Annotated in this window: 25 protein-coding genes and 1 tRNA gene; 16 read left to right on the forward strand and 10 right to left on the reverse strand. The window is 37.8% G+C overall.

Annotation, left to right across the window (positions count from 1 at the left end; all coding sequences use genetic code 11):
- The first annotated feature begins 103 nt into the window (after nucleotides 1–103).
- The 4 genes from H5157_RS05245 to H5157_RS05260 all read left to right on the forward strand — a co-directional run bounded on the left by H5157_RS05245 (nucleotide 104) and on the right by H5157_RS05260 (nucleotide 4,391).
- Entirely contained in the window at nucleotides 104–562 is a 459-nt protein-coding gene (locus tag H5157_RS05245; RefSeq protein WP_002960703.1) for an Lrp/AsnC family transcriptional regulator, read from the forward strand.
- 129 nt (nucleotides 563–691) lie between these two features.
- Entirely contained in the window at nucleotides 692–2,248 is a 1,557-nt protein-coding gene (locus H5157_RS05250) for a SulP family inorganic anion transporter (RefSeq protein ID WP_024596640.1), read from the forward strand.
- Between the two features lie 249 nt (nucleotides 2,249–2,497).
- Nucleotides 2,498–3,574 carry a sensor histidine kinase gene (locus H5157_RS05255; protein ID WP_024596641.1) on the forward strand — a complete coding sequence of 359 codons (1,077 nt, stop codon included), beginning with the start codon at nucleotides 2,498–2,500 and terminating at the stop codon, nucleotides 3,572–3,574.
- Entirely contained in the window at nucleotides 3,567–4,391 is an 825-nt protein-coding gene (locus H5157_RS05260) for a LytTR family DNA-binding domain-containing protein (RefSeq protein WP_024596642.1), read from the forward strand. Before H5157_RS05255 ends, H5157_RS05260 begins: the two co-directional genes overlap by 8 nt.
- 68 nt (nucleotides 4,392–4,459) lie before the next feature.
- On the opposite strand, the gene pyk is transcribed toward H5157_RS05260, so the two are convergent.
- Nucleotides 4,460–5,896: a pyruvate kinase gene (gene pyk / locus H5157_RS05265; protein WP_024596643.1), complete on the reverse strand. Its 1,437-nt coding sequence runs from the start codon at nucleotides 5,894–5,896 to the stop codon at nucleotides 4,460–4,462.
- Between the two features lie 377 nt (nucleotides 5,897–6,273).
- On the opposite strand from pyk, the gene gndA reads away from it, so the two are divergent.
- Entirely contained in the window at nucleotides 6,274–7,647 is a 1,374-nt protein-coding gene (gene gndA / locus H5157_RS05270; RefSeq protein WP_024596644.1) for an NADP-dependent phosphogluconate dehydrogenase, read from the forward strand.
- Between the two features lie 68 nt (nucleotides 7,648–7,715).
- On the opposite strand, the gene ansA is transcribed toward gndA, so the two are convergent.
- Both ansA and sppA read right to left on the reverse strand, forming a co-directional pair.
- Entirely contained in the window at nucleotides 7,716–8,726 is a 1,011-nt protein-coding gene (ansA, locus tag H5157_RS05275; protein ID WP_002962901.1) for an asparaginase, read from the reverse strand.
- Between the two features lie 82 nt (nucleotides 8,727–8,808).
- Nucleotides 8,809–10,674: a signal peptide peptidase SppA gene (sppA, locus tag H5157_RS05280; RefSeq protein ID WP_182721386.1), complete on the reverse strand. Its 1,866-nt coding sequence runs from the start codon at nucleotides 10,672–10,674 to the stop codon at nucleotides 8,809–8,811.
- 219 nt (nucleotides 10,675–10,893) lie between these two features.
- On the opposite strand from sppA, the gene H5157_RS05285 reads away from it, so the two are divergent.
- From H5157_RS05285 to H5157_RS05315, 7 genes are all read left to right on the forward strand, one after another.
- Nucleotides 10,894–12,855, forward strand: a complete 1,962-nt coding sequence (locus tag H5157_RS05285) for an FAD-dependent oxidoreductase (RefSeq protein WP_182724309.1) — start codon at nucleotides 10,894–10,896, stop codon at nucleotides 12,853–12,855.
- A 93-nt stretch (nucleotides 12,856–12,948) separates the two neighbouring features.
- Nucleotides 12,949–13,632 (forward strand): DoxX family protein, encoded by a 684-nt coding sequence (locus H5157_RS05290; RefSeq protein WP_182724310.1) that lies wholly within the window; start codon nucleotides 12,949–12,951, stop codon nucleotides 13,630–13,632.
- A 129-nt stretch (nucleotides 13,633–13,761) separates the two neighbouring features.
- Nucleotides 13,762–14,310 (forward strand): NAD(P)H nitroreductase, encoded by a 549-nt coding sequence (locus tag H5157_RS05295; protein ID WP_138489000.1) that lies wholly within the window; start codon nucleotides 13,762–13,764, stop codon nucleotides 14,308–14,310.
- A gap of 203 nt (nucleotides 14,311–14,513) precedes the next feature.
- Entirely contained in the window at nucleotides 14,514–14,891 is a 378-nt protein-coding gene (locus H5157_RS05300; protein WP_024596649.1) for a hypothetical protein, read from the forward strand.
- 145 nt (nucleotides 14,892–15,036) lie between these two features.
- Nucleotides 15,037–15,127: transfer RNA gene (locus H5157_RS05305), tRNA-Ser, on the forward strand.
- A gap of 53 nt (nucleotides 15,128–15,180) precedes the next feature.
- A complete protein-coding gene (locus tag H5157_RS05310; protein ID WP_024597253.1) occupies nucleotides 15,181–15,567 on the forward strand; it encodes a hypothetical protein in 387 nt (128 codons plus the stop codon).
- A gap of 69 nt (nucleotides 15,568–15,636) precedes the next feature.
- On the forward strand, nucleotides 15,637–16,257 hold the full coding sequence (locus tag H5157_RS05315) for an FKBP-type peptidyl-prolyl cis-trans isomerase (RefSeq protein ID WP_002962890.1): 621 nt from the start codon (nucleotides 15,637–15,639) through the stop codon (nucleotides 16,255–16,257).
- A 360-nt stretch (nucleotides 16,258–16,617) separates the two neighbouring features.
- On the opposite strand, the gene H5157_RS05320 is transcribed toward H5157_RS05315, so the two are convergent.
- Entirely contained in the window at nucleotides 16,618–18,987 is a 2,370-nt protein-coding gene (locus H5157_RS05320) for a TonB-dependent receptor (protein WP_182715352.1), read from the reverse strand.
- A 215-nt stretch (nucleotides 18,988–19,202) separates the two neighbouring features.
- Nucleotides 19,203–19,592, reverse strand: a complete 390-nt coding sequence (locus H5157_RS05325) for a YkgJ family cysteine cluster protein (protein ID WP_024597255.1) — start codon at nucleotides 19,590–19,592, stop codon at nucleotides 19,203–19,205.
- 280 nt (nucleotides 19,593–19,872) lie between these two features.
- Here H5157_RS05325 and H5157_RS05330 point away from each other — a divergent pair, with 280 nt between their 5' ends.
- Together H5157_RS05330 and H5157_RS05335 are read left to right on the forward strand one after the other, a co-directional pair.
- On the forward strand, nucleotides 19,873–20,052 hold the full coding sequence (locus H5157_RS05330; protein WP_002961145.1) for a hypothetical protein: 180 nt from the start codon (nucleotides 19,873–19,875) through the stop codon (nucleotides 20,050–20,052).
- Between the two features lie 199 nt (nucleotides 20,053–20,251).
- On the forward strand, nucleotides 20,252–20,680 hold the full coding sequence (locus H5157_RS05335) for a hypothetical protein (RefSeq protein ID WP_002961147.1): 429 nt from the start codon (nucleotides 20,252–20,254) through the stop codon (nucleotides 20,678–20,680).
- 137 nt (nucleotides 20,681–20,817) lie between these two features.
- Here the strand turns inward: H5157_RS05335 and H5157_RS20875 are convergent, their stop codons facing one another.
- The 3 genes from H5157_RS20875 to H5157_RS20885 form a co-directional block, all read right to left on the reverse strand.
- Nucleotides 20,818–20,979 (reverse strand): alpha/beta fold hydrolase, encoded by a 162-nt coding sequence (locus H5157_RS20875; RefSeq protein WP_259395030.1) that lies wholly within the window; start codon nucleotides 20,977–20,979, stop codon nucleotides 20,818–20,820.
- Nucleotides 20,952–21,350: a hypothetical protein gene (locus tag H5157_RS20880; RefSeq protein ID WP_259395932.1), complete on the reverse strand. Its 399-nt coding sequence runs from the start codon at nucleotides 21,348–21,350 to the stop codon at nucleotides 20,952–20,954. The genes H5157_RS20875 and H5157_RS20880 overlap by 28 nt, the downstream gene beginning before the upstream one ends.
- 96 nt (nucleotides 21,351–21,446) lie before the next feature.
- Entirely contained in the window at nucleotides 21,447–21,806 is a 360-nt protein-coding gene (locus H5157_RS20885) for an alpha/beta fold hydrolase (protein ID WP_259399348.1), read from the reverse strand.
- A 285-nt stretch (nucleotides 21,807–22,091) separates the two neighbouring features.
- Here H5157_RS20885 and H5157_RS20890 point away from each other — a divergent pair, with 285 nt between their 5' ends.
- Nucleotides 22,092–22,565, forward strand: a complete 474-nt coding sequence (locus H5157_RS20890) for a hypothetical protein (RefSeq protein ID WP_182724311.1) — start codon at nucleotides 22,092–22,094, stop codon at nucleotides 22,563–22,565.
- A gap of 27 nt (nucleotides 22,566–22,592) precedes the next feature.
- A complete protein-coding gene (locus H5157_RS05350) occupies nucleotides 22,593–23,180 on the forward strand; it encodes a DUF1287 domain-containing protein (protein ID WP_182724312.1) in 588 nt (195 codons plus the stop codon).
- Between the two features lie 35 nt (nucleotides 23,181–23,215).
- Here H5157_RS05350 and yfaE read toward each other — a convergent pair whose 3' ends face one another.
- Nucleotides 23,216–23,488 carry a class I ribonucleotide reductase maintenance protein YfaE gene (gene yfaE, locus H5157_RS05355; RefSeq protein ID WP_039489790.1) on the reverse strand — a complete coding sequence of 91 codons (273 nt, stop codon included), beginning with the start codon at nucleotides 23,486–23,488 and terminating at the stop codon, nucleotides 23,216–23,218.
- Nucleotides 23,488–24,618 carry a class Ia ribonucleoside-diphosphate reductase subunit beta gene (gene nrdB / locus H5157_RS05360; RefSeq protein WP_002961159.1) on the reverse strand — a complete coding sequence of 377 codons (1,131 nt, stop codon included), beginning with the start codon at nucleotides 24,616–24,618 and terminating at the stop codon, nucleotides 23,488–23,490. The genes yfaE and nrdB overlap by 1 nt, the downstream gene beginning before the upstream one ends.
- Between the last annotated feature and the right edge of the window lie 12 nt (nucleotides 24,619–24,630).

Here is a 24,630-nt window from a genome sequence, read left to right on the forward strand (position 1 = left end):
GCTTATTTTAAGTTTACAAACTGCATAAACATTAAAAATAAGCAGACTGAGTTTTAAAATGGTTGTATAATTTAACCAGTTTATTTGATAAATAAGAAATAAAATGTCTCTAAATCACGTAGATCGCCAAATATTGGCACTTTTACAACAAGATGCTAGTTTATCAACCGCAGAAATTGCAGATAAAGTAGGCTTGTCTCAATCTCCATGCTGGCGTCGAATCGCTAAGCTAGAGCAAGATGGTTATATAAAAAGCAAAGTGGCTCTTTTAGATGAGAAAAAACTTGGCTTTGATATGCTTGTATATGCACATGTGCGTTTATCAAATCACGGTAAAAAGAATCTTGCTGAGTTTGAAAAGCTGATCATGAGCTACGACGAGGTAACAGAGTGTTACACTATGGCTGGTACCATGGACTTTATGCTACGCATAATTTCACAAGGCATAGAAGGGTATGAGCATTTTGTGCGCGATAATTTACTAAGCTTAGAATACGTCCAAGAAGTACATTCTAATGTAACAATGACATGTGTAAAACGCAGTACTTCCCTTCCTTTGTAAAAGCACTTCTTTTAAAAGCTAAACCATTTTTAGTTTAGCTTAACCACATAATGATAATTGTTAACTGAGCGCTAATTTGGTAGAATTTAGCGCTTTTTTTGATACCCATTACACCATTTGAGGACCTCAATGTTTAACTTACTCAGTAGGGCGCCTAGCTCTGCTAAAAACGATATTCTATCTGGATTAACTGTGGCGTTAGCCTTAGTCCCAGAAGCAGTTGCGTTTGCCTTTGTTGCAAATGTAGAACCTTTGGTTGGTCTATATGCCGCGTTTATCGTTGGTTTAATTACGGCTATTTTTGGTGGTCGCCCTGGTATGATTTCAGGTGCAACCGGTGCACTAGCTGTTGTTATGGTAAGTTTAGTGCTTGATCACGGTGTTGAGTATCTATTTGCAACTGTGTTGCTGATGGGAATACTGCAAATTCTCGCGGGTGTATTTAAGCTCGGTAAGTTTATCCGTATGGTTCCTCATCCGGTAATGCTTGGTTTTGTAAACGGGTTAGCAATTGTTATATTTTTAGCTCAGCTAGGGCAGTTTAAAGTGCCAGATGGTATGGGCGGACAAGAATGGATGACAGGTAATCCATTATTTATCATGCTTGGCTTAGTTGCATTAACCATGGCAATAATCCACTTTTTGCCAAAATTGACTACAGCAGTGCCTTCATCTCTAGTTGCTATTGTAACTGTAACTGGATTAGTGATTGGATTTGATTTAGAAGCGCATACAGTATTAGATTTCTTAAAAGGAATGACTGGAGACGAAGCTGCAACAATCGCTGGCGGCTTGCCTGAATTTCATATTCCTATGGTGCCGTTTACTTTCGAAACGCTACAAATTATTTTTCCTTATGCACTTATTTTAGCGGCTATTGGTTTAATTGAATCATTATTAACGCTTAGCTTAATTGATGAGATTACAGAAACCCGTGGTCATAGTAATAAAGAATGTATTGGTCAAGGTGCTGCAAATATTACCTGCGGTATGTTTGGTGCAATGGGTGGTTGTGCAATGATTGGTCAATCAATGATCAATATAAATTCAGGTGGTCGCTCTCGTTTATCAGGTATAAGCGCTGCACTTATGCTACTTGGTTTTATTATTTTTGCCTCTAGCTTAATTGAAATGATCCCATTAGCTGCACTTGTTGGTGTTATGTTTATGGTAGTACTTGGTACATTTGAATGGGCAAGCTTTAAAATGATGAAGCGCGTACCATTATCTGATGCATTTGTAATTGTTCTTGTGTCGGGCGTGACGGTTATTACTGATTTAGCGATTGCTGTATGTGTGGGTGTTATTGTATCGGCTCTAGTATTTGCTTGGCAGCATGCGAAGCAGATATATACAACTAACTACATTGATCAGGAAGGCGCTAAGGTGTACGAACTACATGGTCCGTTATTCTTTGGCTCTGTTAAAAACTTTTCTGAGTTATTCGATGTGAAAAATGATCCTAAAAATGTGATTGTTGAATTTAAACACAGCCGCGTATCTGACCACAGTGCAATAGAAGCAATTGATACACTTGCTGACAAATACACAAAAGCAGGTAAACAACTTCATTTACGTCACTTAAGTAAAGACTGTACGCAGTTGCTTCATAAAGCACGAGATTTAGTTGAAGTGAATGTGATTGAAGATCCAACCTACAAAGTAGCATCAGATAAACTAGCTTAATTTACACAAGGCTATTGATATTTAAAAAGCGGAAGGCGGATAACCTTTCGCTTTTTTAGTGTCTCGACTATTTGTTTGCGGTAAGACTCTTAAAAAGCAAGGCAAGCTGTAGTGCTATGCAAACTCATAAATCTATATAATAAGACTACCTAATTTTGTGAAAATTAGCCCTACATAGGTAAAAATAATAAAAATAACAAACGCCTATTTTATGGAATTAGCTTTAACCATACGGAGTAAACATCTATTTTGAACTGGCAATCTTTAGTCGATAACAGGCAACGTTTTTTTTGGCTTTTGCAAATCGCGGGCTGGATTGGTTACGCGTTAGTAAATTATATCGGCTCTAAAGTATTTGAAATGCGTGATATATATGTATTTGTTATTTTATTGAATGCTTACGCTGGTTGTTTGATGACAGTGCCGCTTAGGTATATTTACCGTAAAATTTGGAATGCCTCGCCCTGGGTGTTAATGATTGTAGTATTTGGTGCCTCTTATATAACGGGCACTCTATGGGCTGTCGTTCAAAAATTCAATCTATGGGAAATATACCGCCATGGTTATAGACCAGAGGAGTGGTTTTATTACCTGCAGCAAGGTTTAGATTCGGTTTATATTATTTTATGTTGGAGTGGTTTGTACTTTGGCGTTAAATATTATCAGTTATTACAAAGTGAGCGACAAAAAGCGTTAAAGGCCACAACGATGGCACACGAAGCGCAACTAAAAATGCTCAGGTATCAGCTCAACCCCCATTTTCTATTCAATACACTTAACGCTATTTCTACTTTAATTTTGGTTAAAGAAAACAAAGATGCTAACTTAATGGTAGCAAGGTTAAGTGACTTTTTACGTTACACACTTAATACCGATCCAATTAAAAAAGTACCGCTTGAGCAAGAGCTACATGCTCTCATGCTTTATTTAGAAATAGAGCGCGTCCGTTTTGATGAGCGATTGAAAGTAAATGTAGATATTAGCGAGCAAGCAAAAGAGGCTTTAGTACCGAGCTTAATTTTGCAACCAATTATAGAAAACGCGATTAAATATGCCATTGCCCATCTGACAGAAGGTGGTGTAATTGATATTAAAGCACAAGTATTTGCGAATGAATTATTACTAGAAGTGGGTGACAACGGCCCAGGCACTGAAATACTTGATGGCCAATTAGTTAACGCTCAAGGTGTAGGTGTTGCTAACACCAAAGATAGATTAAAAACGTTGTATGAAAATAATTATTCGTTTGTATTATCACATAATACGCCAAGTGGATTAAAAGTTAATCTGCGAGTACCTTTTGAGAAGGCTGTGAAAAATGACTAAAATAAAAACACTCATTGTTGATGATGAACCGTTAGCGCGAAAAGGTTTAGCGGTAAGACTTGAAGAATATTCTGATATTGAAGTAATTAAATTGTGTAGTTCAGGCGCTGATGCAATTGAAATGTGCCAAAGCGAGAAAATCGATTTGGTTTTTTTAGATATTCAGATGCCAGGTATGAATGGCTTTGAGGTGGCAAGAGCGCTTAGCGAAAGTACAAAAGTACTACCTGCTATTGTATTTGTAACTGCTTTTGATCAGTTTGCTGTAAAAGCATTTGAAATTCATGCTCTCGATTACATTTTAAAACCCGTTGATGATAACAGATTAAAACAGGCGGTAGAAAAAGTGCATACTTATTTAAAAACGCAGCAAGACAACGCCCATAAGAAAAAACTAGCGAGTTTTGTAGCCGGTATTACTGGTAATAATTGCGAAGAAATATTAAAAAAATTAGCCACTGGCGATACCTTAACAGATAGACGTTACCCAGAATCGCTTGCAGTAAAAGAGCAGGGTGAAATTATACGGGTACCTGTAGCGACTATCCAATGGGTTGATGCTGCAGGTGACTATATGTGTTTACATTGTGAAGATGGACAAACGCATATACTTCGTAAAACAATGAAAGAGCTTGAGCAAGAGCTAGACCCTCAGTTATTTGTGCGTGTACACCGCAGTGCGATAGTAAACACAAAACAAATTAGTAAGCTGGTTACACAAGTAAGTGGCGAGTATTTATTAGTACTTGAAAACGGACAAGAATTAAAAGTGAGCCGTAGCTATCGAGATAAGGTTAAAGCGGCATTAGCAAGTTAAAGCCAACGCTTTTATTACAGGTACAAAAAATGCGAGCTAAGTTCGCATTTTTTATATTCGGCGTTTAATTACGCAACAGTTACAATTTTCATTGTGTTAGTTGCACCCACAGTTTCCATTGAGTCACCGTGAGTAATAATTACTGTATCGCCAGACTGTAAAGACCCTTGAGAAACTAAAGTATCAAGCGCGGCTTTTACCATACCGTCTTTTTCAGTTTTTGTAGAATCAAAAAATACTGGGTAAACACCACGATAAAGTGCTGTTTGACCTAATGTACTCGCATGGCGTGAAAGCGAGTAGATTGGTAAGCCAGAGCTGATACGTGACATTAATTTAGCCGTGCTACCAGATTCAGTAAGCGTGATGATAGCTTTAACAGAATCTAAGTGATTAGCTGCATACATAGCAGAAAGTGCGATAGATTCTGCATTGTTAGAAAAACGACTATCTAAACGATGCTTAGAAACATGCGTTTCTTTTTGAGATTCAGCACCTAAACAAACACGTGCCATAGTTGCAACAGTTTCTTCAGGGTAATCACCAGCAGCTGTTTCAGCTGAAAGCATTACAGCATCTGTTCCATCAAGAACAGCATTTGCAACATCCATAACTTCTGCACGTGTAGGCATAGGGTTATCGATCATCGATTCCATCATTTGCGTTGCTGTTACTACAGTACGGTTTAATGAACGAGCACGACGAATAATTAGTTTTTGCTTGCCCATAAGAGCTGCATCACCAATTTCAACACCTAAATCACCACGGGCAACCATTACAGCGTCAGACGCTAGAATGATGTCATCAACAGCTTCTTGTGTTTCAACGGCTTCAGCACGTTCAATTTTTGCAAGTAGTTGTGCTTTTGAACCAGCAGCTTCAGCAAGTGAGCGTACGTAGCGCATATCGTCGCCACTACGTGGGAATGATACGGCAATGTAATCTACGTCAATTTCAGCGGCAGTTATTAAATCTTCTTTATCTTTTTCAGTAAATGCTGGAGCAGTTAAGCCACCACCTAAACGGTTAATACCTTTATTGTTAGATAAAACACCGCCAACAGTTACAGTACAATGTACTAAGTGCCCAGCTACTTCATCAACAGTTAGTTGAATAAGGCCGTCATTTAGGAGTAGTAAGTCGTTAGGGCTAACGTCGTTAGGTAATTCTTTATAATCAATACCTACAGAGTTAACATCGCCTTCGCCTTTTTCCATTTTTGCATCAAGAGTGAACTTTGCACCCACAGAAAGCGTTACTTTACCTTCTTTAAAAGTAGAAACGCGGATTTTAGGGCCTTGAAGGTCAGCAAGAATAGCAATATGCTTGCCTAATTTTTTTGCAATATCGCGTACAGCTTGCGCACGGTCTTTATGATCTTGGGCAACACCATGTGAGAAGTTTAAACGTACTACATTAGCCCCAGCGATAATAATTTTTTCTAAGTTGTTATCTCTATCGGTAGCAGGTCCAAGGGTAGCGACTATTTTCGTGCGTCTTAGCATCAATTTCTCCTGTTTGCTTGGTGAAAGCATGTTGACGTTATTTTGTTGAATTAAAATATCTATATTAGATTAAAATATTTTAACTATGTGCAAACTTCAAAGGTTTGCCACTATTTTATACAAAACTATTGTGTCATCATTATGACACCGGTGTCAGAATGCGTCAATGATCTTAATTTCAATTAGCGTTGCTTTTAGTCACCCCGAGAGCATTGATGTTTGATATAATTACGTAGCTTATTTATCTGTAATAAAAAAGCATGTTGTATGGGCTCATAGTTAGTATTTTATGACTGTATGAGTATAATGCACGCGGTATTATTTAATTTATACACTGAATTTTCTAACCAAATAGTTGTTACCGAGGAGGACACTAGATGCAAGTTGCATTAGTAGGGTTAGGCGTTATGGGAAAAAATCTTGCCCTAAACTTGATTGAAAAAGGGATAACGCTAGTCGCTTATGATAAAAACCCACATGCGGGTGAAGAGTTACTAAGTTGTGCCAAATCACAAGGCATGGCTGATAGGCTTCACATTGTCTCTGATTTAAGTGACATGGTAAGGCGTTTAGAGGCACCTCGTTCTATTTTATTACTTGTTCCTGCTGGTGAGTTAGTTGATACAGTTTGTAATGAACTTGTAGAGGCCGGCGTTAATTGTAACGATATGATAGTCGATTGCGGCAATAGTAATTATAAAGACGGTATAACGCGTAAACTCAAATACCAAAATAAATTTGAATTTGCCACTATGGGAATTTCTGGCGGTGCAGAAGGCGCTCGCCATGGTCCTGCAATGATGGCAAGTGGTTCTGAAGGTGGTTGGGAACGTATTGAGCCATGGTTTGAAAAAGTAGCTGCTAGCTATAATGGCGATTCATGTTTTGCACGTGTTGGCCAATCAGCAAGTGGTCATTTTGTAAAAATGGTTCACAACGGTATTGAATACGCACTGATGCAACTTATTGCAGAAGTGTACCAATTACTTCGTTTAGGTACTAATCGTTCTCCAAAAGAAGTAGCTGAGATATTTAATGACTGGTCAGAAGGTCAATTAAATAGTTACTTACTGTCTATTTCTAGCCATATATTGTCACTTGAAAATCATAATAATGTACCGCTTGCGGACTTAATTGATAATAAAGTTGGCGCTAAAGGCACTGGTCTTTGGACTGCGCAAAATGCACTCGAACTTGGTATTGCTGTCCCTTCACTTGTTGCTGCTGTTCAAGCTCGTCATTTAACTAATGCATGCAACACAACGGCTGCACAAGAGATGACATATGCATCTAAATCAACGAACAATGTTGAAATTGATTTAGAAGAGCTAAAAGACGCGTTCTTACTTGCAAGCTTACTTGCGTATCGTCAAGGTTTAGCGCTAATTAAAGGTGCATCACGTACTCATCAGTGGAAAGTAGATTTATCTAAAACGCTTCAAACATGGCGCGCTGGTTGTATAATCCGTGCTGACTACCTTGATAGCGTTGCACAAGGTGTTGAATTTATTGACACTCTTGAAAAAGAGTCTAACTCTTTGCGCAAAATTACCGGTCAAGCAATAATGACTGGTTTAGCATTCCCTGTATTGGGAGCTACACAAACGTATTTAGCAACATTAACTACACCGAGTAATGGGCATTTAGTTCAAGCCCAGCGTGATTACTTTGGTGAGCATGGCATAAAAACCCACAGTGGTGAAATGTGTCATTTAACTGATTTAGTAGATATAGACGCTAAAGTTAGATAAAAAACAGTTGTTTAAAACGATAAAGGCACGCTATTTAGCGTGCCTTTTGTATTTTTAGCCCGTAAAAATTAACGGCTTAACTCACCACGCAAGTTATCTTGCATTAAATGACGAATCGTTTCGACTTCAAGCTTTTGGCTAAATAAATAATGTAACTTAGTTAAACATGCTTCAAGGGTCATATCGTACCCACTTATTACACCAATATTTAATAGCGCATTACCTGTTGCATAGCCACCCATGTTTACATGACCTTTTAAACACTGAGTTAAGTTAACAATTACGACGCCACGTTTACTTGCTTCTTCGAGTATTGACAAAAAGCTCGGATCTTGTGGTGCATTACCTACACCAAAACTCAGTAGCACCAGTGATTTAATATTGCCATTGACCAAGCTTTTAACTACCTCTTGGCTAATGCCTGGGTACAAATAAAGCACCCCGATAGGTTGAGGTGTAATAGGTGTAACTTGCAGCTCATTTTCAACATATGGGCTAAGCTGACCCTTAATAAGTTGAATATTAATACCCGATAACGCGAGAGGGTCTAGATTCGGCGAGGCAAAAGCATTAAACCCATCCGCGTGTGCTTTAGTTGCTCTATTACCTCTAAACAGTTGGTTATTAAAAAAGAGACTTACTTCAGCAATAGGATAATTTGCAGCTAAATACATGGCATTAAGTAAGTTTACTTGGCCATCAGAACGTAATTGTGAGAGCGGAATTTGTGAGCCGGTTACAATCACAGGTTTAGTCAAATTTTCGAACATAAATGACAGCGCTGAGGCTGTATACGCCATAGTATCAGTGCCATGGAGCACCACAAAACCATCATAATCTTGGTATTTATCTTTGATATCATTAGCAATGAGTTGCCAATGCTCTGGAGACATGTCTGAAGAATCTATAAGAGGGCAGTATTCGTGAATATCAAACAAAGGCATTTCATCACGATTAAATTCTGCGTTATTCACTACGGTTTCTGTTAAAAAACCTTCAGCTGGAATATAGCCTCGACTCGATTTTTTCATACCTATAGTACCGCCAGTATAAGCGATATAAATGCGTTTACGTTTCATAAAAAAAGCCCAGTAAAAAAACTGGGCCTAGTATAACGTTAAGCAGCTTTAAATACAGCTGATTAGGTGAAGCTATGCACTTTTATTGTGCAACGTTACACACTAAACAGCGTGCGTATACACCTTGTGGATCGTTGTAATCTTTAAGGTTTTCAACTTCAGTACTTAATTGGTTAATAACACTTCGTAAATTAGCTTGTGTTGCTAACACAGATGTTTTTTGTGTTTGCAAACCAAGCATAGATTTAATAGACGCATTACCAAAAATGTTTTGAATCATTTTTTCTTGCGAGCTTAAATCTTGTTTAATAGTTTTAACTTCATAATGATTAAGCTTGGCAAGTGCAGCAGCGGCTTCAATCGCACCTTGTTTGTCGCCTAGCTTATCAACCAAACCTAGTTCAAGTGCTTGAGATGCAATCCATACGCGGCCTTGGGCAATTTTGTCAACCTGCTCAGGCGTCATATTACGCGCATCAGCAACAACATTTAAAAAGCGACCGTATGCTTCCTCAACGTTCATTTGAATTACTTGACCCATCTTTTCATTTAGTGGACGAGTGATAGAAAAGCCAGCCATTTCGGTTGTTGCAACGCCATCTGAATAAACACCAATTTTCGATAAGGTTTTCTCAAATGTCATAAACGTACCAAATACACCAATTGAGCCTGTAATTGTACTTGGTGCTGCCCAAATTTCGTTTGCAGCAGAGGCAATCCAATAACCACCTGATGCAGCCACAGAACTCATTGAAGCAATAACAGGTTTACCAGCAGCCTTAAGGGCTAATACTTCAGCACGAATAACTTCAGAGGCAAACATACTACCGCCACCAGAGTCTATACGTAGTACAACCGCTTTAACTTTATCATCTAGGCGTGCTTTACGAAGTAGGGCAGCTGTAGAGTCACCCCCAATTTCGCCTGCTTTACGCTCACCATCAACAATCGTACCTTTAGCAACAACTACCGCTACTTTTTCGGTAATAGGGTTATCAATTTCAATAGGCGGTTTAATTAAGCTTAAGTATTCACGAAATGAAACTTGCTTAAATGTCTTACCATCTTCTTGTGTGCCTACTAAATCAATTAATTGTTTACGAACTTGCTGATTTGTTTTTAAAGAGTCAACCCACTGGTGATCAAGTGCATATTTACCTGCATCGCCATCGGCAGCTTTCATTTTTTCTAGATATACGTCCATTGTTTCGTCAAAATTTGACTCATCAAACGGGCGAACAGCGGCAACATCTTGTTTGTATTCGCTCCAAAGAGCGCCTAACCAAACGCGGTTAGCTTCTTTAGCTGCTTCAGACATGTCGTTACGAATAAAAGGTTCTACTGCTGACTTAAATGTACCAACACGGAAAATATGCTGCGTTACTTCAAGCTTTTCAAGTGCATCTTTAAAGTAAAGCGGGTACATGCCATAACCTTCAATACCTACGCTGCCGTATGGGTGCATAGCTATTTCGTCAGCATGCGATGCAATATAGTATTGTGCTTGAGTATAGTAATAACCCGATGCAATTACTTTTTTGCCAGCTTGCTTGAAGGCATCAATAGCCTTTGTAATTTGCTTAAGTTTATTTAAATGTGCTTTAGGCATCTCTTGTAAATCAAGCAATATCACCGAGATACGATCGTCTTTAGTCGCTTCGTTTATTACTTCAACAATATCGTCGAGTAATATTTCGCTTGGTGCTTCAGAACCAGAAGTTGCATCACTAATTGCGGCTTCAACTGGGTCTATATATGTTTTCTCTTCAACAATAGGGCCATTTAAGTTAAGCCTGAGTACAGAGCCATTTTCAACTATTATTTGATCATCGTCACTTGAGAGTGACACAAAGAAAACAATTACCAGTAATAAAAACAAAATGTTTAGTATTAAGCGACGAGAAAAATTAATTCCAGCCCAAATACCTTTAAATACCTTTGCTATCAAAATAGCTCCTTAATTTGGTACAGTTAATACATTAGTTCCATCTTAGCCTAGAATAAAAATAAATTTAACTGCTAAATCGTAACGAAGTGTTTATGAACCTATATAAACGTAAGTTTTTACAGCTATTTTTAATTAAATGCATGCACATATTGCTTATTACTTGCCATTAAAGCAGAATTAGCTAATGTATACAGGTTAGACCAGTTAACGGGGCACAAGATGTTAGAACAACAATTACAACTAAAACACACACAATTACGTAACCGCTTGGTTATGGGCTCAATGCATACAGGCCTTGAAGAGGGCTGGCATAACCGCAAACGCTTACGTGCATTTTATGAAGCACGTGCAAAAGGTGGCACCGCGATGTTAATTACAGGCGGATACAGCCCTAATTTACGTGGCAAGCTAACACCTATTTCTTCCTCATTTAATAGTTATTACGATGTGTTTAAGCATCGCGCTTACACAGATGCTGTGCATAAACACGGTGGAAAAATTTGTTTGCAATTATTACATGCTGGACGTTATGCATACCATCCTTTCAATCAAGCACCAAGTGCAATAAAAGCACCTATTAATCCTTATAAACCTAAAGCGATGTCGCTTGGCTCGATTAAAAAAACAATTAAAGACTTTGCGCATTCTGCCTATATGGCTGAAAAAGCCGGCTACGATGGCGTAGAAGTCATGGGTTCTGAAGGGTATTTGATTAATGAGTTTATGGCGCCTCATACCAATAAACGCGATGATGAGTTTGGTGGCAGCTTAGAAAATAGAATGCGACTTGCACTTGAAATAGTTAAAGCTGTAAGAGCAAAAGTATCTGAAAAATTCTTAATTATTTTTAGATTGTCGGTCATTGATTTGATTCCAAACGGTTCAACACCAGAGGAAGTTGTTATTCAGGCTACCGAACTTGAAAAAGCGGGTGTTGATATATTTAACACTGGTATTGGTTGGCACGAAGCGCGTGTACCGACTATTGCGAGTATGGTGCCACCGGGTGCATTTAAAGAAGCATCAAAGCGTTTAAAAGACGTAGTTAATGTCCCTGTGATTGCTGTTAACCGAATTAATACTCCAGAAATTGCTAACGATATTTTAAATGCAGGCGAGGCTGATTTAATTTCGATGGCACGTCCATTATTAGCTGATCCTGAGTTTTTTAATAAGTACGTAAACAATCAATCTAAACAAATCAATATTTGTATTGGCTGTAACCAGGGTTGTCTAGATCACGTATTTAAAAATAAACGTGCTACGTGTTTAGTTAATCCACAAGCTGCATTTGAGCTAGATTACCCGCTAGAGCAAGCAGCTAAAGCTAAAAATGTATTAGTTGTCGGTGCAGGTCCTGCTGGTTTATCAGCAAGTTGTTACTTGGCTCAAAAAGGGCATAACGTCACGTTAATTGATCAAAAATCGCAAATGGGCGGTCAATTTAATTTAGCCATGCAAATACCGGGTAAAGAAGACTTTAACCATACACTTACTTACTTCACTAATGAGCTCGAGCGATTAAAAGTAACTGTGGAGCTTAGTAAAGCTTACGACGATTCAATGCTTAAAGATTATGATGATATTGTTTTTGCAACAGGCGTTAGGCCGCGTGAAGCCTCTATTAAATGTAGTGATGATAAGCGTGTGTTTGCTTATGACGAAGTCATACGCGGCGAAGTAGAACTGGGCAAATCAATCGCTATTTTAGGTGCTGGCGGTATTGGTTTTGATATGGTTGCTTTTTTAAGTGAACATAAATCACAATCTATTAGCGAGTTTAAAACGCAATGGGGGATTGAGTGTGATGCACAACCTCATAAAGACGAGCGCCAATTGTATATGTTAAAACGCAGTTCGGGTCGTTTTGGTAGTGAGCTTGGTAAAACCACTGGTTGGATACATCGCCAAGTTGCTAAACAGCATGGTGTTAAACAAATTGCTGACTGCCAATATCAAAGTTTTGATAAGAATGGGTTAACAATTAATGTTGCTGGAGAAGTTCAAGTACTGCCGGTAGATACTGTTATTGCGTGTATTGGTCAGGTTTCTAATAGCGAAGTGCTAGAAGGTTACACAGATACCACAAAAGTGCATGTGATAGGCGGAGCTAAATTGGCTGCTGCAATTGATGCTAAACGCGCTATTTTTGAAGCTCTACAAGTGGCGAGAAGTATTTAACCTTTGTAAATAAATTGAAATAGTTTATCAATCTATACGGTCTTTTTTGTTTATAGTCTATAACTTAATAAACATTGAACACACAGGATACGCATGAATAAACTAATCAGTTTTTATAACACAATATTGGGTAAACTATCGTTTTTAGATGGTTTACCTGCTTTACTATTTCGCTTAATTTTAGCTCCCGTTATGATCATCGCAGGTTATAACAAACTTGCTATAAGTACTGAAACAGAAGGCTTTCTAAATAACTTTTTAGCATCGCCTGATGTCGTTCAATGGTTTGGTAATAGTGAATGGGGTTTAGGCTTACCGTTTCCTGATTTACTAGCCTTCTTAGCTGGATGGAGTGAATTTTTAGGTGGTTGGTTGTTATTATTTGGCCTTTTAACTCGCTTAGTCAGTATCCCGCTTATGTTCACAATGGTTGTAGCGGCTACTTCAGTACATTGGCATAACGGGTGGTTTGCAATAGCGCCGACTAATCCAGAAACAAGTGCTGCGCAAGTACTTGATTGGTTATCTATCCCAGGTGCAAAAGAAAGCCTCGAAAACTCATTAGAAGTACAAGACAGGATAGGAAAAATTCGAGACTTAGTTGAAGAGCACGGCTTACCTGATTACCTATACGAAAAAGGTAAACCATCTATTTTAAATAATGGCATAGAATTTTCGGCAATTTATTTTGCTATGCTCTTAAGTTTATTTTTTATGGGCGGTGGGCGTTTTGTTAGTTTTGATTACTGGTTAAAGCGAAACGTTATAAAAAAATAGCGCATTAAATGTATTTTATTAACGGCTGCATAGTTGACCCTTTGCGGCCGTTTTGCATTTTAATTTCTCGGTATTTATTATTTAAGGTTTTAAATGTTACTCTATCGTTTTGAATTTTGAGGAATCGTTATGAACGCTATCGAGCTTTTACTTACTCGCCAATCAGACTCTAAACTAACAGAGCCGGGCCCTACGCCTGAGCAGCTCGACATAATTAAGCAAGCAGCATTACGTGTTCCTGATCATGGCTGTATAGCACCGTGGCAGTTCATCATTGCTCAAGGTGATGCACGCAATAAACTGGGTGAAATTTACCATCAAAGTGCAGTGGCAGAGCAACAGACAGAAAAAGTAATTAACCGTGCTAAAGAGCTTCCCCTTCGTGCGCCTATGATTGTAATAGCAATTGCTAAATATCAAGAACACCCAAAAGTTCCTCGTATCGAGCAGGTACAAAGTGCAGGCTGCAGTGTATTAGCAATGCAACAAGCTGCATTTGCTCAAGGTTTAGGTGGTGTTTGGCGCACAGGTTACTTTGCACAAAGTAGAGCAGTCAAAAAAGCGCTTAACTTACATGAGCAAGATGAAATTGTAGGGTACTTATACATAGGTACTCCTCAAGTCGAGTGTAAAAAGTCACCTCGCCATAAACCAGAACATTATTTTAGTAATTTGTGAAATAGTATGAACTTTATGCAATTTGCATAGTCATAATTCATTAAGGTTACTAAGAGTAATATAAAAGAGTTAGTGGTTTGGCTGTGAGAAGCGCTTGGAAGCACAAAAGTTAATAATTCTTCTTCAGTTTGTTTTTTAATCGGTTGTTTTTTGATACATTATGGAAAGTCTTAATAAAAATAACGATAAAGAAGACGAAAACAATGGGAAATTTATTTTTACAGGAAAAAGAAAACTGGCTTGCGTGGTCAATTTGGGGAATTGTTGGTGCTTTTGTAACCTTGTATGTTGCAATGAGTACAAATGCAGCGCATTTTATAGCAGGCTCTGCAATAGGTATGCTAATACTGTTAACTTTGTGGATGCAACAGTCTAAACGTTTTGACTTTGGACGGGCATTTAAAGTGTGTTGTTATGTTTTAGCGCTAAGTGTACTCCCCGCTTTTATGTTTGTAATAGTGCCAAGTGATGATTTAAATCGATTTGACTTAATTTTTCAAAGTGTAACATTCGCGGCATTGAGTTTATTGGCTTGTTTAATTTGTTCTTGGATTGCTCGCAGGCCTAAACAATATTACTGAGTATTGAATTAATAAGCGTGTTGAAGTAATTAGCTTAACAAAAGAGCAATGTGACTTGTTTTTAATCGTTTAATTATTATTTACGATATAATTTATATTTAGCTCTTTACAAGTAACACGTTTAACCATATTATTCGCGCCGTACGGAGAGATGGCAGAGTGGTCGAATGCACCGGTCTTGAAAACCGGCATGGGTTTATAGCCCATCTAGGGTTCAAATCCCTATCTCTCCACCATTATTTAAAAAAACCGCCTTATAGGCGGTTTTTTGCTTTGTGGAGTTTAATTAATGACTAAAGCAACGAACCTATCAACCTCACAGCTATTAATAAAACATCTTTTATTATGGGTGGTATTTGGTTACTGCTATCAAAGTGCTATTAGCTTGTTGGCAAAAATGGCGGTCGACGCACAGCCAGAATATCCATTAATTACCGCTTTTGCTTATGGTCTTGGTTTTAATATTTTGGCTGCCCATCTTATTACTAAATATGATAAACATTGGCCAGTAATTGGCTCTGCTTTTATTGGTTTAGTAGGCTTAGTTGCAGTGCCATTTTTATTGTCTGGTGAATCTGGATTATTAGCTATTCCTTTACTTGTTGGAATTTTATTCACTTTACCGCTTTGTAGTTATATTGTTGGCCTAATTAAGCTAAAACTCAGCAAAAACTAGCCCCAAACGGGGTTTATTTTGTGATAGCATATAAGTGTCTTTTAACTAACAAAACGTGAAAAACACATTATGTCAGATAATTTTACTACAGATGCTGAAAAAGCAAGTTACGGTATTGGCTTACAAATGGGTGAGCAACTTAAGTCTAATCCTTTTGAAGGCTTAAACCTAAATTCAGTATTTGAAGGCATGAAAGATGCGTACGCTGGTAGCGCATTTCAAGTTGAGATCCCTGAGATTCAAGCTGCATTCGAAAAGATTAACGAAGAGATCCAAGCTCGTCGTGAAGAAGAATCTAAAGTACTTTCTGCCGAAGGTATTGCATTCTTAGAAGAAAACGCAAAACGTCCTGAAATCACAGTAACTGAGTCTGGTCTTCAATACGAAGTACTAGCGACTGGCGAAGGCGAAAAGCCAACAGCTGAGTCTACAGTACGTGTTGATTACCACGGTACACTAATTAACGGTACTGTGTTTGATAGCTCATACGAGCGCGGTCAACCAGCTGAATTTCCAGTTGGTGGCGTGATCAAAGGCTGGACTGAAGCATTACAAATGATGCCTGTAGGTACTAAATGGCGTATCTACGTTCCTCATGAGCTTGCTTATGGTGAACGTGGCGCAGGTGCTGCAATCGCACCTTTCTCAACGCTTGTATTTGACGTTGAACTACACGAAATCATTTCTTAATTTAAATAAATTTTAAAATTAAGAGTTTAAAAAGCCGTATTCAATCTGAATACGGCTTTTTTGTGTCTGTAATCTAAGTGTTTTATACCAATTCGATTAATTAAGTGATCTATTTTGCGCTAAGAAAATAGGGTTGATAACAAGGCAAAAACTTTTTTAACTAATTGTTATCACTAATTGCTCCTGCATTGCTCTACCTTTTGCATCCATGCAGTCGTATATCATAATTTTTTACGCAGTTAGCGCAAAGTTTAATCCCTTGAATTGATCAAGTATTATTGCCGATCGATATTATATATTCTAAAAATAAAAAACCGCATTAATAAAATGCGGTTTATAAACTAAAACTACTTTTAATTATTAAAAATAGCCACGAACACCAAAGCGGAAGTTTCTGCCTGGTAGTGGGGCTTTATCTTTAATAAATGAGCTATGTACAAAACCTAACTCATCAGTAATGTTATCAACGTTTATATACAGCTGTGCATCGACACTGCCTAAACCTAATTGGTAATTAGCTTGTGCATCAAATAACGTATAGCCATCAGTTTGAGTTTCAAAGGCAGTTACATCGTTTTGATCAAAGTAATGAGTACCCGTTAATGTTAGTTGTAAGTCACCTAAATCGTACTGTAACTCAGAGCCTAATTTATTGGCAGGGATACGTGGTAAATTACCTTCGTCGTCTTTTAGTTTTGCACGAGTTGAGTCACCAAATACTTTAACCATAGCGCTTGGTGTTACTTGGTAATGCGCGTCAAACTCAATGCCATAAAGCTCTGCGTCTTTACTTGTAAACTGATAAACCGCAACAGCATCGTCATGTGCACCAATAGCTGATTCTAAACCATCTTCTTCATCGTAAACTAAACCCGTATTTTCTTGAAAATAAAAGTTTTTGATATCGTTATAGAAAAAGTTAACGGTGTAACCAAAATCACCGCTAAAGCGTCTAAAGCTTAAATCTAAGTTTGTTGAAGTTTCCTGCTTGATATTTTCTGGCTCAAAATGCGCTTCATTATCTTCAATATTGTAACCAAGGCCTAGCTCGTACGTGCCAGTTGCAATGTGTAAACCGTTAGATAAAAGTTCTGCCGAAAGCGGTGCTCGTTCTGAATGAGAAATACTTGTAGCGATACTATGACCTGGCTTGTATTGCCAAATTGCACCAGCAGAGGCACTTAAATTGGTAAAACTTTCATTATACCCAATGGTTTCTTCGTCGCTGTGATCTATTTCTACTTCATCGTGGCTATGCTCGTGTGCCGTGATTTGGCTTTCAATTTTGTAATCTTCAACACGTGCGCCAAGTTCAATTGTAATGTCGCCAAATTCACGCTCTTCTAGTAAATATAATGCGTTAGTTGTAGTTACACTTGCGGGTGTAAAGGCTTCTTCACCAATTGCATCGTAGTCAGAATCGCTGTAGTGATAGCCCATCATTCCGTGCCAATCAGCAAACTTATGCTCTACATTTAAACGTGCTTCAGTCGTTTTATTTTTAAAAGTAGTACCAATTTCGCCATCTTCAATTTCGCTGTGCGAGTAATCTGTGTAGCCAACACGTAGGTTGATGGTTTCAATCCAGTTATTATGAAGGGCGTAACTTACAAGCCCTTGCCAGCGATCTTGCTCTAAATGTGCATAAACCGGCTCTTCAGCTGCTTCGTCTTCATGTTCTGCATGCTCTTCTTCAGTTTCACCTTCGTGATCGTGATGATGCTCATGCCCAGGAATACCGTAATCGGTATCAATGCTACCGTACGAAAAACCAATCGTTAAATGATCGCCAACATAGCTAGTACCAAAGTTAAGTGTTTCGCTATCAATAAAAGTATTTTCTACAGAATTCTCTGTTTCTACATCGCCATCATCGTCGGCAATAGTGAAGGTAGGTGTTTGGTAATCATCGCCACTGCGCTTAGTGCCATCAAAATGAAAGTTAAAGCCTTCATTACCTGTTTCTAGTTTTGCAGCTACTGTGTTTGAGTTTGACACTGTATCGTGGCTGTATTCAGCAGCACCCGTAAGCTCGTCGATATTGTCTGTAGGAATGCGGTTATCAACCACGTTTACAACACCGCCAATTGCACCAGAGCCATAAAGTAGGGTACTTGGGCCACGTAATACTTCAATTTGTTCTGCTGCTAGGCTATCGCTTGATGTCGCATGGTCTGGGCCAATACGTGATGCATCGCTGGCATCTAATCCGTTTTGTGTGATTTTAACGCGAGGGCCATCTAAACCACGAATAATTGGGCTTGATGATACAGGGCCAAAGTAACTTGCATTTACGCCTGGTAAACCTTTTAGCGTTTCACCAAGAGTTGGTTTAGATTTATTTCTTAATTCATCACCTGAGAGCACGCTTACTGGCGATATCATCTCGAGGCTATTTTTATGAAGTGCAGAGGCATAAACAACCACTGTCTCAACTGATGTTGGTTTAAGTGACACAGACAGATTATTTGAAGATTCGCTTACAGCAATACGAGAGTCTACGTAGTTGTCTTTACTAATATGTAATTGGCTATTTGCATCGATTTCTATAGCAAATTCGCCTAAATCATTACTTTTAACGCTTTGGTTTTTGCCATGCACATGAATTGAGGCATTTTTGATTGGTTGATTTTTATCATCCATTACTTTACCAGTAACAGTGGCAGCCAAAGCTGATTGAGAACATAAAACAGAAAAAATAGCAGAGGAGATTAATGTTAACTTTGTCATGGATATATTGGTTCGCGGTTATTATGTTGTGATATAATATAACACCGCAAAATCAGTGAATCAACAATGTTATAGTATAACTTTGTGTTTTGCGATGAATGATCTAAAAATGACGATTAAACCAATTTTATAAAAATTATAATAATAGGTATGTTAATAGAAATACTTATTTATTTAAGTGCGAGACTCATAGCGCTGCAGGTTTATCTGGGTATTTAAGAGCGGCTATCTATCATTATCAAATCTAGTTTATGCTGCGCTCTTGTCTGGTTTGTTATATCTATAGATTCAATCATTTCGCATTCGTCGCGGATCATCTCTGAAATAAGGCTAGGGTAGTGACGGCAGTCTTCTGGACGGTCAAGGTAAATACTGCAGGTATACATATTTTTAGCGAGAGGCTCCTTTTTAGGCGCAATTTCTAAAAATGGGCACACTTGAAGTCTTAAGCCTGTTTTTGGGTCAAACCAAATTTCGTTGTTTTTAACGTACTCATAAATTTCGGGGTTAAAGAGCTCCCATAAACCTATTTCTTCTTTCGTTGCGCTTAAGTCGCCGCCACCATATTTAATACAGCATTTACCACACTGGTTGCACTCTTTCATAATTTGCTAATTTAGTTGGCTGTTAACACATTTAAGTTAGGTATTAGTGTAGCACCAAATTTATTATTAACGCTCTACTGAATTGCCCCAGTGTTTGCTTTTTGGGTGTGTAAAAAAGTTAGATACAATAACTTAAGTTAAAACCCCTTGTTACATTTTATATAGTACAGGCTTTATTTAATGCTTTACTATAAGGTGGCGAAAAATATTATGAAACCTGCTTGGGCAGCTTTGTAGTTATTAAATGTTGCTGAGCGGGATCCCTAAGTAGGATGTAATTATGAAAGAAGCTGTTACTAAGTTAAAAACAGAATTTAATGCAAAGTTATTATATTGGAACAACCTCAAAAGTAGTAAAGCCAAAGCGGCAATCATCTTATTATTTATAGTTGTCATTGCACTTAAAGTGTTTACGACCATCTTTACGTTGGATTGGGTTGCAAGTTTATTCAGTGTGTGAGGTTACTAAGAGTAATTGCGATAAAGTTTAATTACAGTGTGTTTAACGCCTACGCGATGTTCATTATTAATGTATTATTACGCTATACACCAAATTAAATAAATCAGTTGTTTAAATACATTTTATAATGACTGTAATGATACATTTTAGCTAAATTGAGTCAGTAAATTAGTTTAGTTGCACTAAAGGATAACCAGTGATGATGAATACAAAAATATATAAAGCGGTACATGACCTAGCAGAAGATTTAATGGCGGCGGCTAACAAAAATAACCGAGAAAAATTTGAATCTTTATTTGCTCAATTAAAAGCGATTTGTATTGAAAACGAAAATACCTCAAAAGATCACCCAGTACAATGGGAAACTTTGGCTGATTTTACCGAAGAGCTAGAAGAGGCAATCACGACTTATGAAAAAGCATTAGAAAAGTCTGTTGCGATTAATAACAAAGATCACATGTCATCAGTTTCTTTTTCAATGGCTACACTGCAGCTAGAACTTGGTCAAAAAGACGAGGCTATTAAAAATCTTCAAAATGCTAAGGTTAGTGCTAATAAAATTGAAGATAAAGAGCTTAAAGCTGAAATACACGATCTACTAGAGTCACTTATTGAAGAAGAAGGTTAAATACTTAAAATTTACTAGCTCAGACTTGATCTGACAGTTACCCATATTAAATACTATTTCTTTGGATTTAGCTTAAGTTAGTACAATTTAATGAAACGCTGATGGTTTATACCCTCAGCGTTTTTTATTTCCGCTATTTATAGCTTATCCATAAAGTTCACAATGTACTTTGCAATCTCAACTGGTTTTTCTTCAACACTAAAGTGTCCTGAATCGAGTAAATGTATTTCAGCGTTCGGTACATCTTTTAAATATGCTTTAGCGCCTGCGGCTATAAACGCAGGGTCGTTTTTACCCATACAATTAATGTTGCTGGTTGGTACTTGCGTAAATAAGCTTGCCATTTAGGGTAGTCGAGAAGGTTATTGTAGTAATCTTGTAGCAATTGTACTTGAATTACTCTATCGGATTTAGTTTGTAAAAAGTGAAGATCGTGCGTCCAGCTATTAGGGCTCATTACTTCTGGGTTACTTTGTACGTCTCGTAAATATTGCTTATTAATAATGGCTTTATTAGACGTGAACGAATAAATTTTATCACTCTGCGCTTGTGATTTGTCCTCATTCGCGGCTTTAAAAAAAGCTTGCCTCGGTAGGGTTAGCCCCTCTAAATACGCATTACCATTTTGTACAATAAGTGCATCAAGTTTATTTGGGTTATTTAACAACATTCTAAAGCCCACAGGAGCTCCAAAGTCGTGTATATAAAGGCTGTAGCGCTTTACTTTAAGTGTTGTTAATAATCCTTCAACGTATTGAGCTAGAAATTAAAAAGTATATTTTTGAGTTTTTGGGTTTGGGCGTGCGCTATAACCAGAGCCTAAATAATCAGGTGCAATCACATGATAACGACCTGATAAGAGTGGGATCAATTCTCGGTAGCTGTGTGAAGACGACGGATACCCATGTAAAAGTACAATGGTTTGCTTATGCTGCGCGCCAGCTTCTCGGTAAAATATCTTTTTACCGTTTACATTTGCATATTTGTAAGTGGTTTTTGAAGGCCATACTGCATCAGCGGCATATACCTGAGCGGTAAGCGTAGATATTGAAACTAATAAAAACACAATAAATGAGACGATGTGAGCAGGTTTTACTTTAAGGCTTTTTTGTATATCTAGGTGCATAAGTAAACTCGTTATTTTTGGTAATGACGTTTTATTAATTTACCAGACCCGTTATTTACACAATTGCATTCAGTTAATAATTGCAAGTTATTACTAATAAGGACACAGTAACAATACCTGTGTTTTTAAAGCACATTACCAAATATATAGTTGATTAGAGGGTAAGTGGTTTTTTAGCAGCTTTTTGTAATTTAAAAAAGAGATTCGTTAATTTACTTTTGTTATTATTAATTTGTTAGCTTACAGAATGTGTACAGCGTTAAGCTAGTATTTTGGAGAAAGGACGTGCTCGAACAAATAGAACAATGGATTGATGCAACAAATATTAAATATAAAACCCAAAGAATTAGCTGTGAGAAATTTGCTAGTGAGTTTGCAGGGTTTTATCCTGTCGAATTTTTAAAAAATGCCTTTTACGTTGTTGTTGATAAAATACCAAAACCTGACTTTCCAATCCTGCGAGAAATGGGTTTAGGCGATTTTGTAGATATGGATGCAGCAGGTATCACGTATAAAAATACCTATTATCTACTTCCTGAGGTTGCAAAAGATTTGAGGGTTCATTTTCATGAGCTTGTGCATGTAGCGCAGTGGCTTAAACTTGGTCCAGACGCGTTTATGATGCGTTACATTAGCGAAATCCAACATTTAGGATATAACGACGCTCCGCTTGAAAAAATGGCATATGCGCTGGATACGCAATTTGCAAGTAAAGGCAATAAAATAGACGTGCTTAGGCACGTAGCCCAAACGCTGTAACTCAATTTTAGGTTGAAAGGAGTTTATATGTACAGAATTATTGGGTGTTTACTTACTTTAGCGTGTATTAATAGTAATGCAGCATCGTTTGAAGAAGATATTGTTTCAGCTCTGCTTGAGCGTACAACTCATGATGTGACTTACGACGGCGCTTATCGCTCTATTGGCTACCCTGGTGGGGATGTACCTAAAAATATAGGTGTGTGCACCGATGTAATAATTAGAAGTTACAGAAAGTTGGGGATCGATTTACAGAAACTCGTGCATGAAGACATGCAAAAAAACTTTGCGCTGTATCCATCTAAACGTATTTGGGGCTTAACTAAGTCTGATAAAAATATAGATCACCGACGTGTTCCAAATTTACAAGCTTACTTTGAGCGCCATGCAAACGTATTGAGTAAATCCAACAAAGTGAGTGATTATAAAACCGGCGATATAGTAACGTGGATGTTACCAGGTAATTTACCTCATATAGGTATGGTGATTAATGAGTTATCTCAAGATACGGGTAACCCACTTATTGTGCATAATATAGGTCGTGGTCCGCAAAAAAGCGATATGCTTTTTGATTATAAAATTACCGGACATTACCGGTTCGTTCCACACTATTGATAAGTTTAATAAACGATGGATGTAAGTATTGATTTTTATTTCAGATCAATACTTACATTGCCATTGGGTTTACAGCAGCACAACAGTATTTCGCCTTCACGTACAAACGCAAGTGGCTCTTCGTTATACTCAACACTGCCTGATACTAAAGTTGCTCTACAAGCGCCGCAATAGCCTTCACGGCATTGGAATGCGACGTCTATTTTCATGGATTCTAAGCAGTGTAGAAGAGAAGGGCAGCCAGCGATAAATTCTATACACTGGCTGTTTTCTGCAAGCGTTATGCTTGCAGTAGACTTGTCACTCATTATAAATCAAAATCACCAAATTCTGATGCATCAACTTGAGAGTCTATTTGACCAACAAGGTATGAGCTTATTTCTGCTTCTTGTGGTGCTACTTGCACGTTATCAGACACTAACCACGAGTTTATCCACGGGATAGGATTACTGTTATTTTCAAACTGTGCTGGCAAGCCAATCGCAGTCATACGTGCATTGGTAATGTATTCAACGTACTGACATAAAATATGCTTATTTAAGCCAATCATTGAACCATCTTTAAATAAATACTCAGCCCACTCTTTTTCTTGCTCTGCAGCATCAACAAACATTTTAATCGCTTCGTCGCGGCACTGGGCAGCAACAATCGCCATTTCTGGATCGTCCTTACCGTCTTGCATAATGTTTAAAATATGCTGAGTACCAGAAAGGTGAAGTGCTTCATCGCGTGCAATTAGCTTGATGATTTTAGCGTTACCTTCCATTAGCTCGCGCTCAGCAAATGCAAACGAACATGCAAAACTTACGTAAAAGCGAATCGCTTCAAGAATATTTACCGACATCATAGCCAGGTAAAGTTTCTTTTTAAGCTCAAATAAATTAATGATAACTGTTTTACCGTTAATCTCGTGTTTGCCTTCACCGTATAAGTTGTAAAGCGATACAGAGTTAATTAAGTCATCGTAGTATTTAGTTACGGCATCAGCACGTTCGCTAATTTTATCGTTGCTAACAATGTCATCAAAAATAAGCTCAGGTGCTTGTGTTACGTTACGGATAATATGCGTGTATGAACGGCTGTGAATTGTTTCACTGAACGCCCATGTTTCTATCCATGTTTCAAGCTCTGGTAGCGATACAATTGGAAGTAGAGCCACGTTTGGCGAACGACCTTGTACACTATCAAGCAGTGTTTGGTATTTTAAGTTGCTTAAAAATATATGCTTTTCGTGATCTGGTAATGCTTGAAAGTCTAAACGGTCTTTACTTACATCTACTTCCTCAGGACGCCAAAAGAAAGACAGTTGCTTTTCAATTAACTTTTCAAAAATTGGGTATTTTTGTTGGTCGTAACGAGATACGTTTACAGTTTGGCCAAAAAACATTGGCTCTTGCATTTGGTTATTATGGTTTCGGCTAAAAGTAGTATAAGACATGTTTATCACTCA

Source organism: Pseudoalteromonas sp. SG43-3, from assembly GCF_014164385.1.
GTDB classification, from domain to species: Bacteria; Pseudomonadota; Gammaproteobacteria; order Enterobacterales; family Alteromonadaceae; genus Pseudoalteromonas; species Pseudoalteromonas distincta.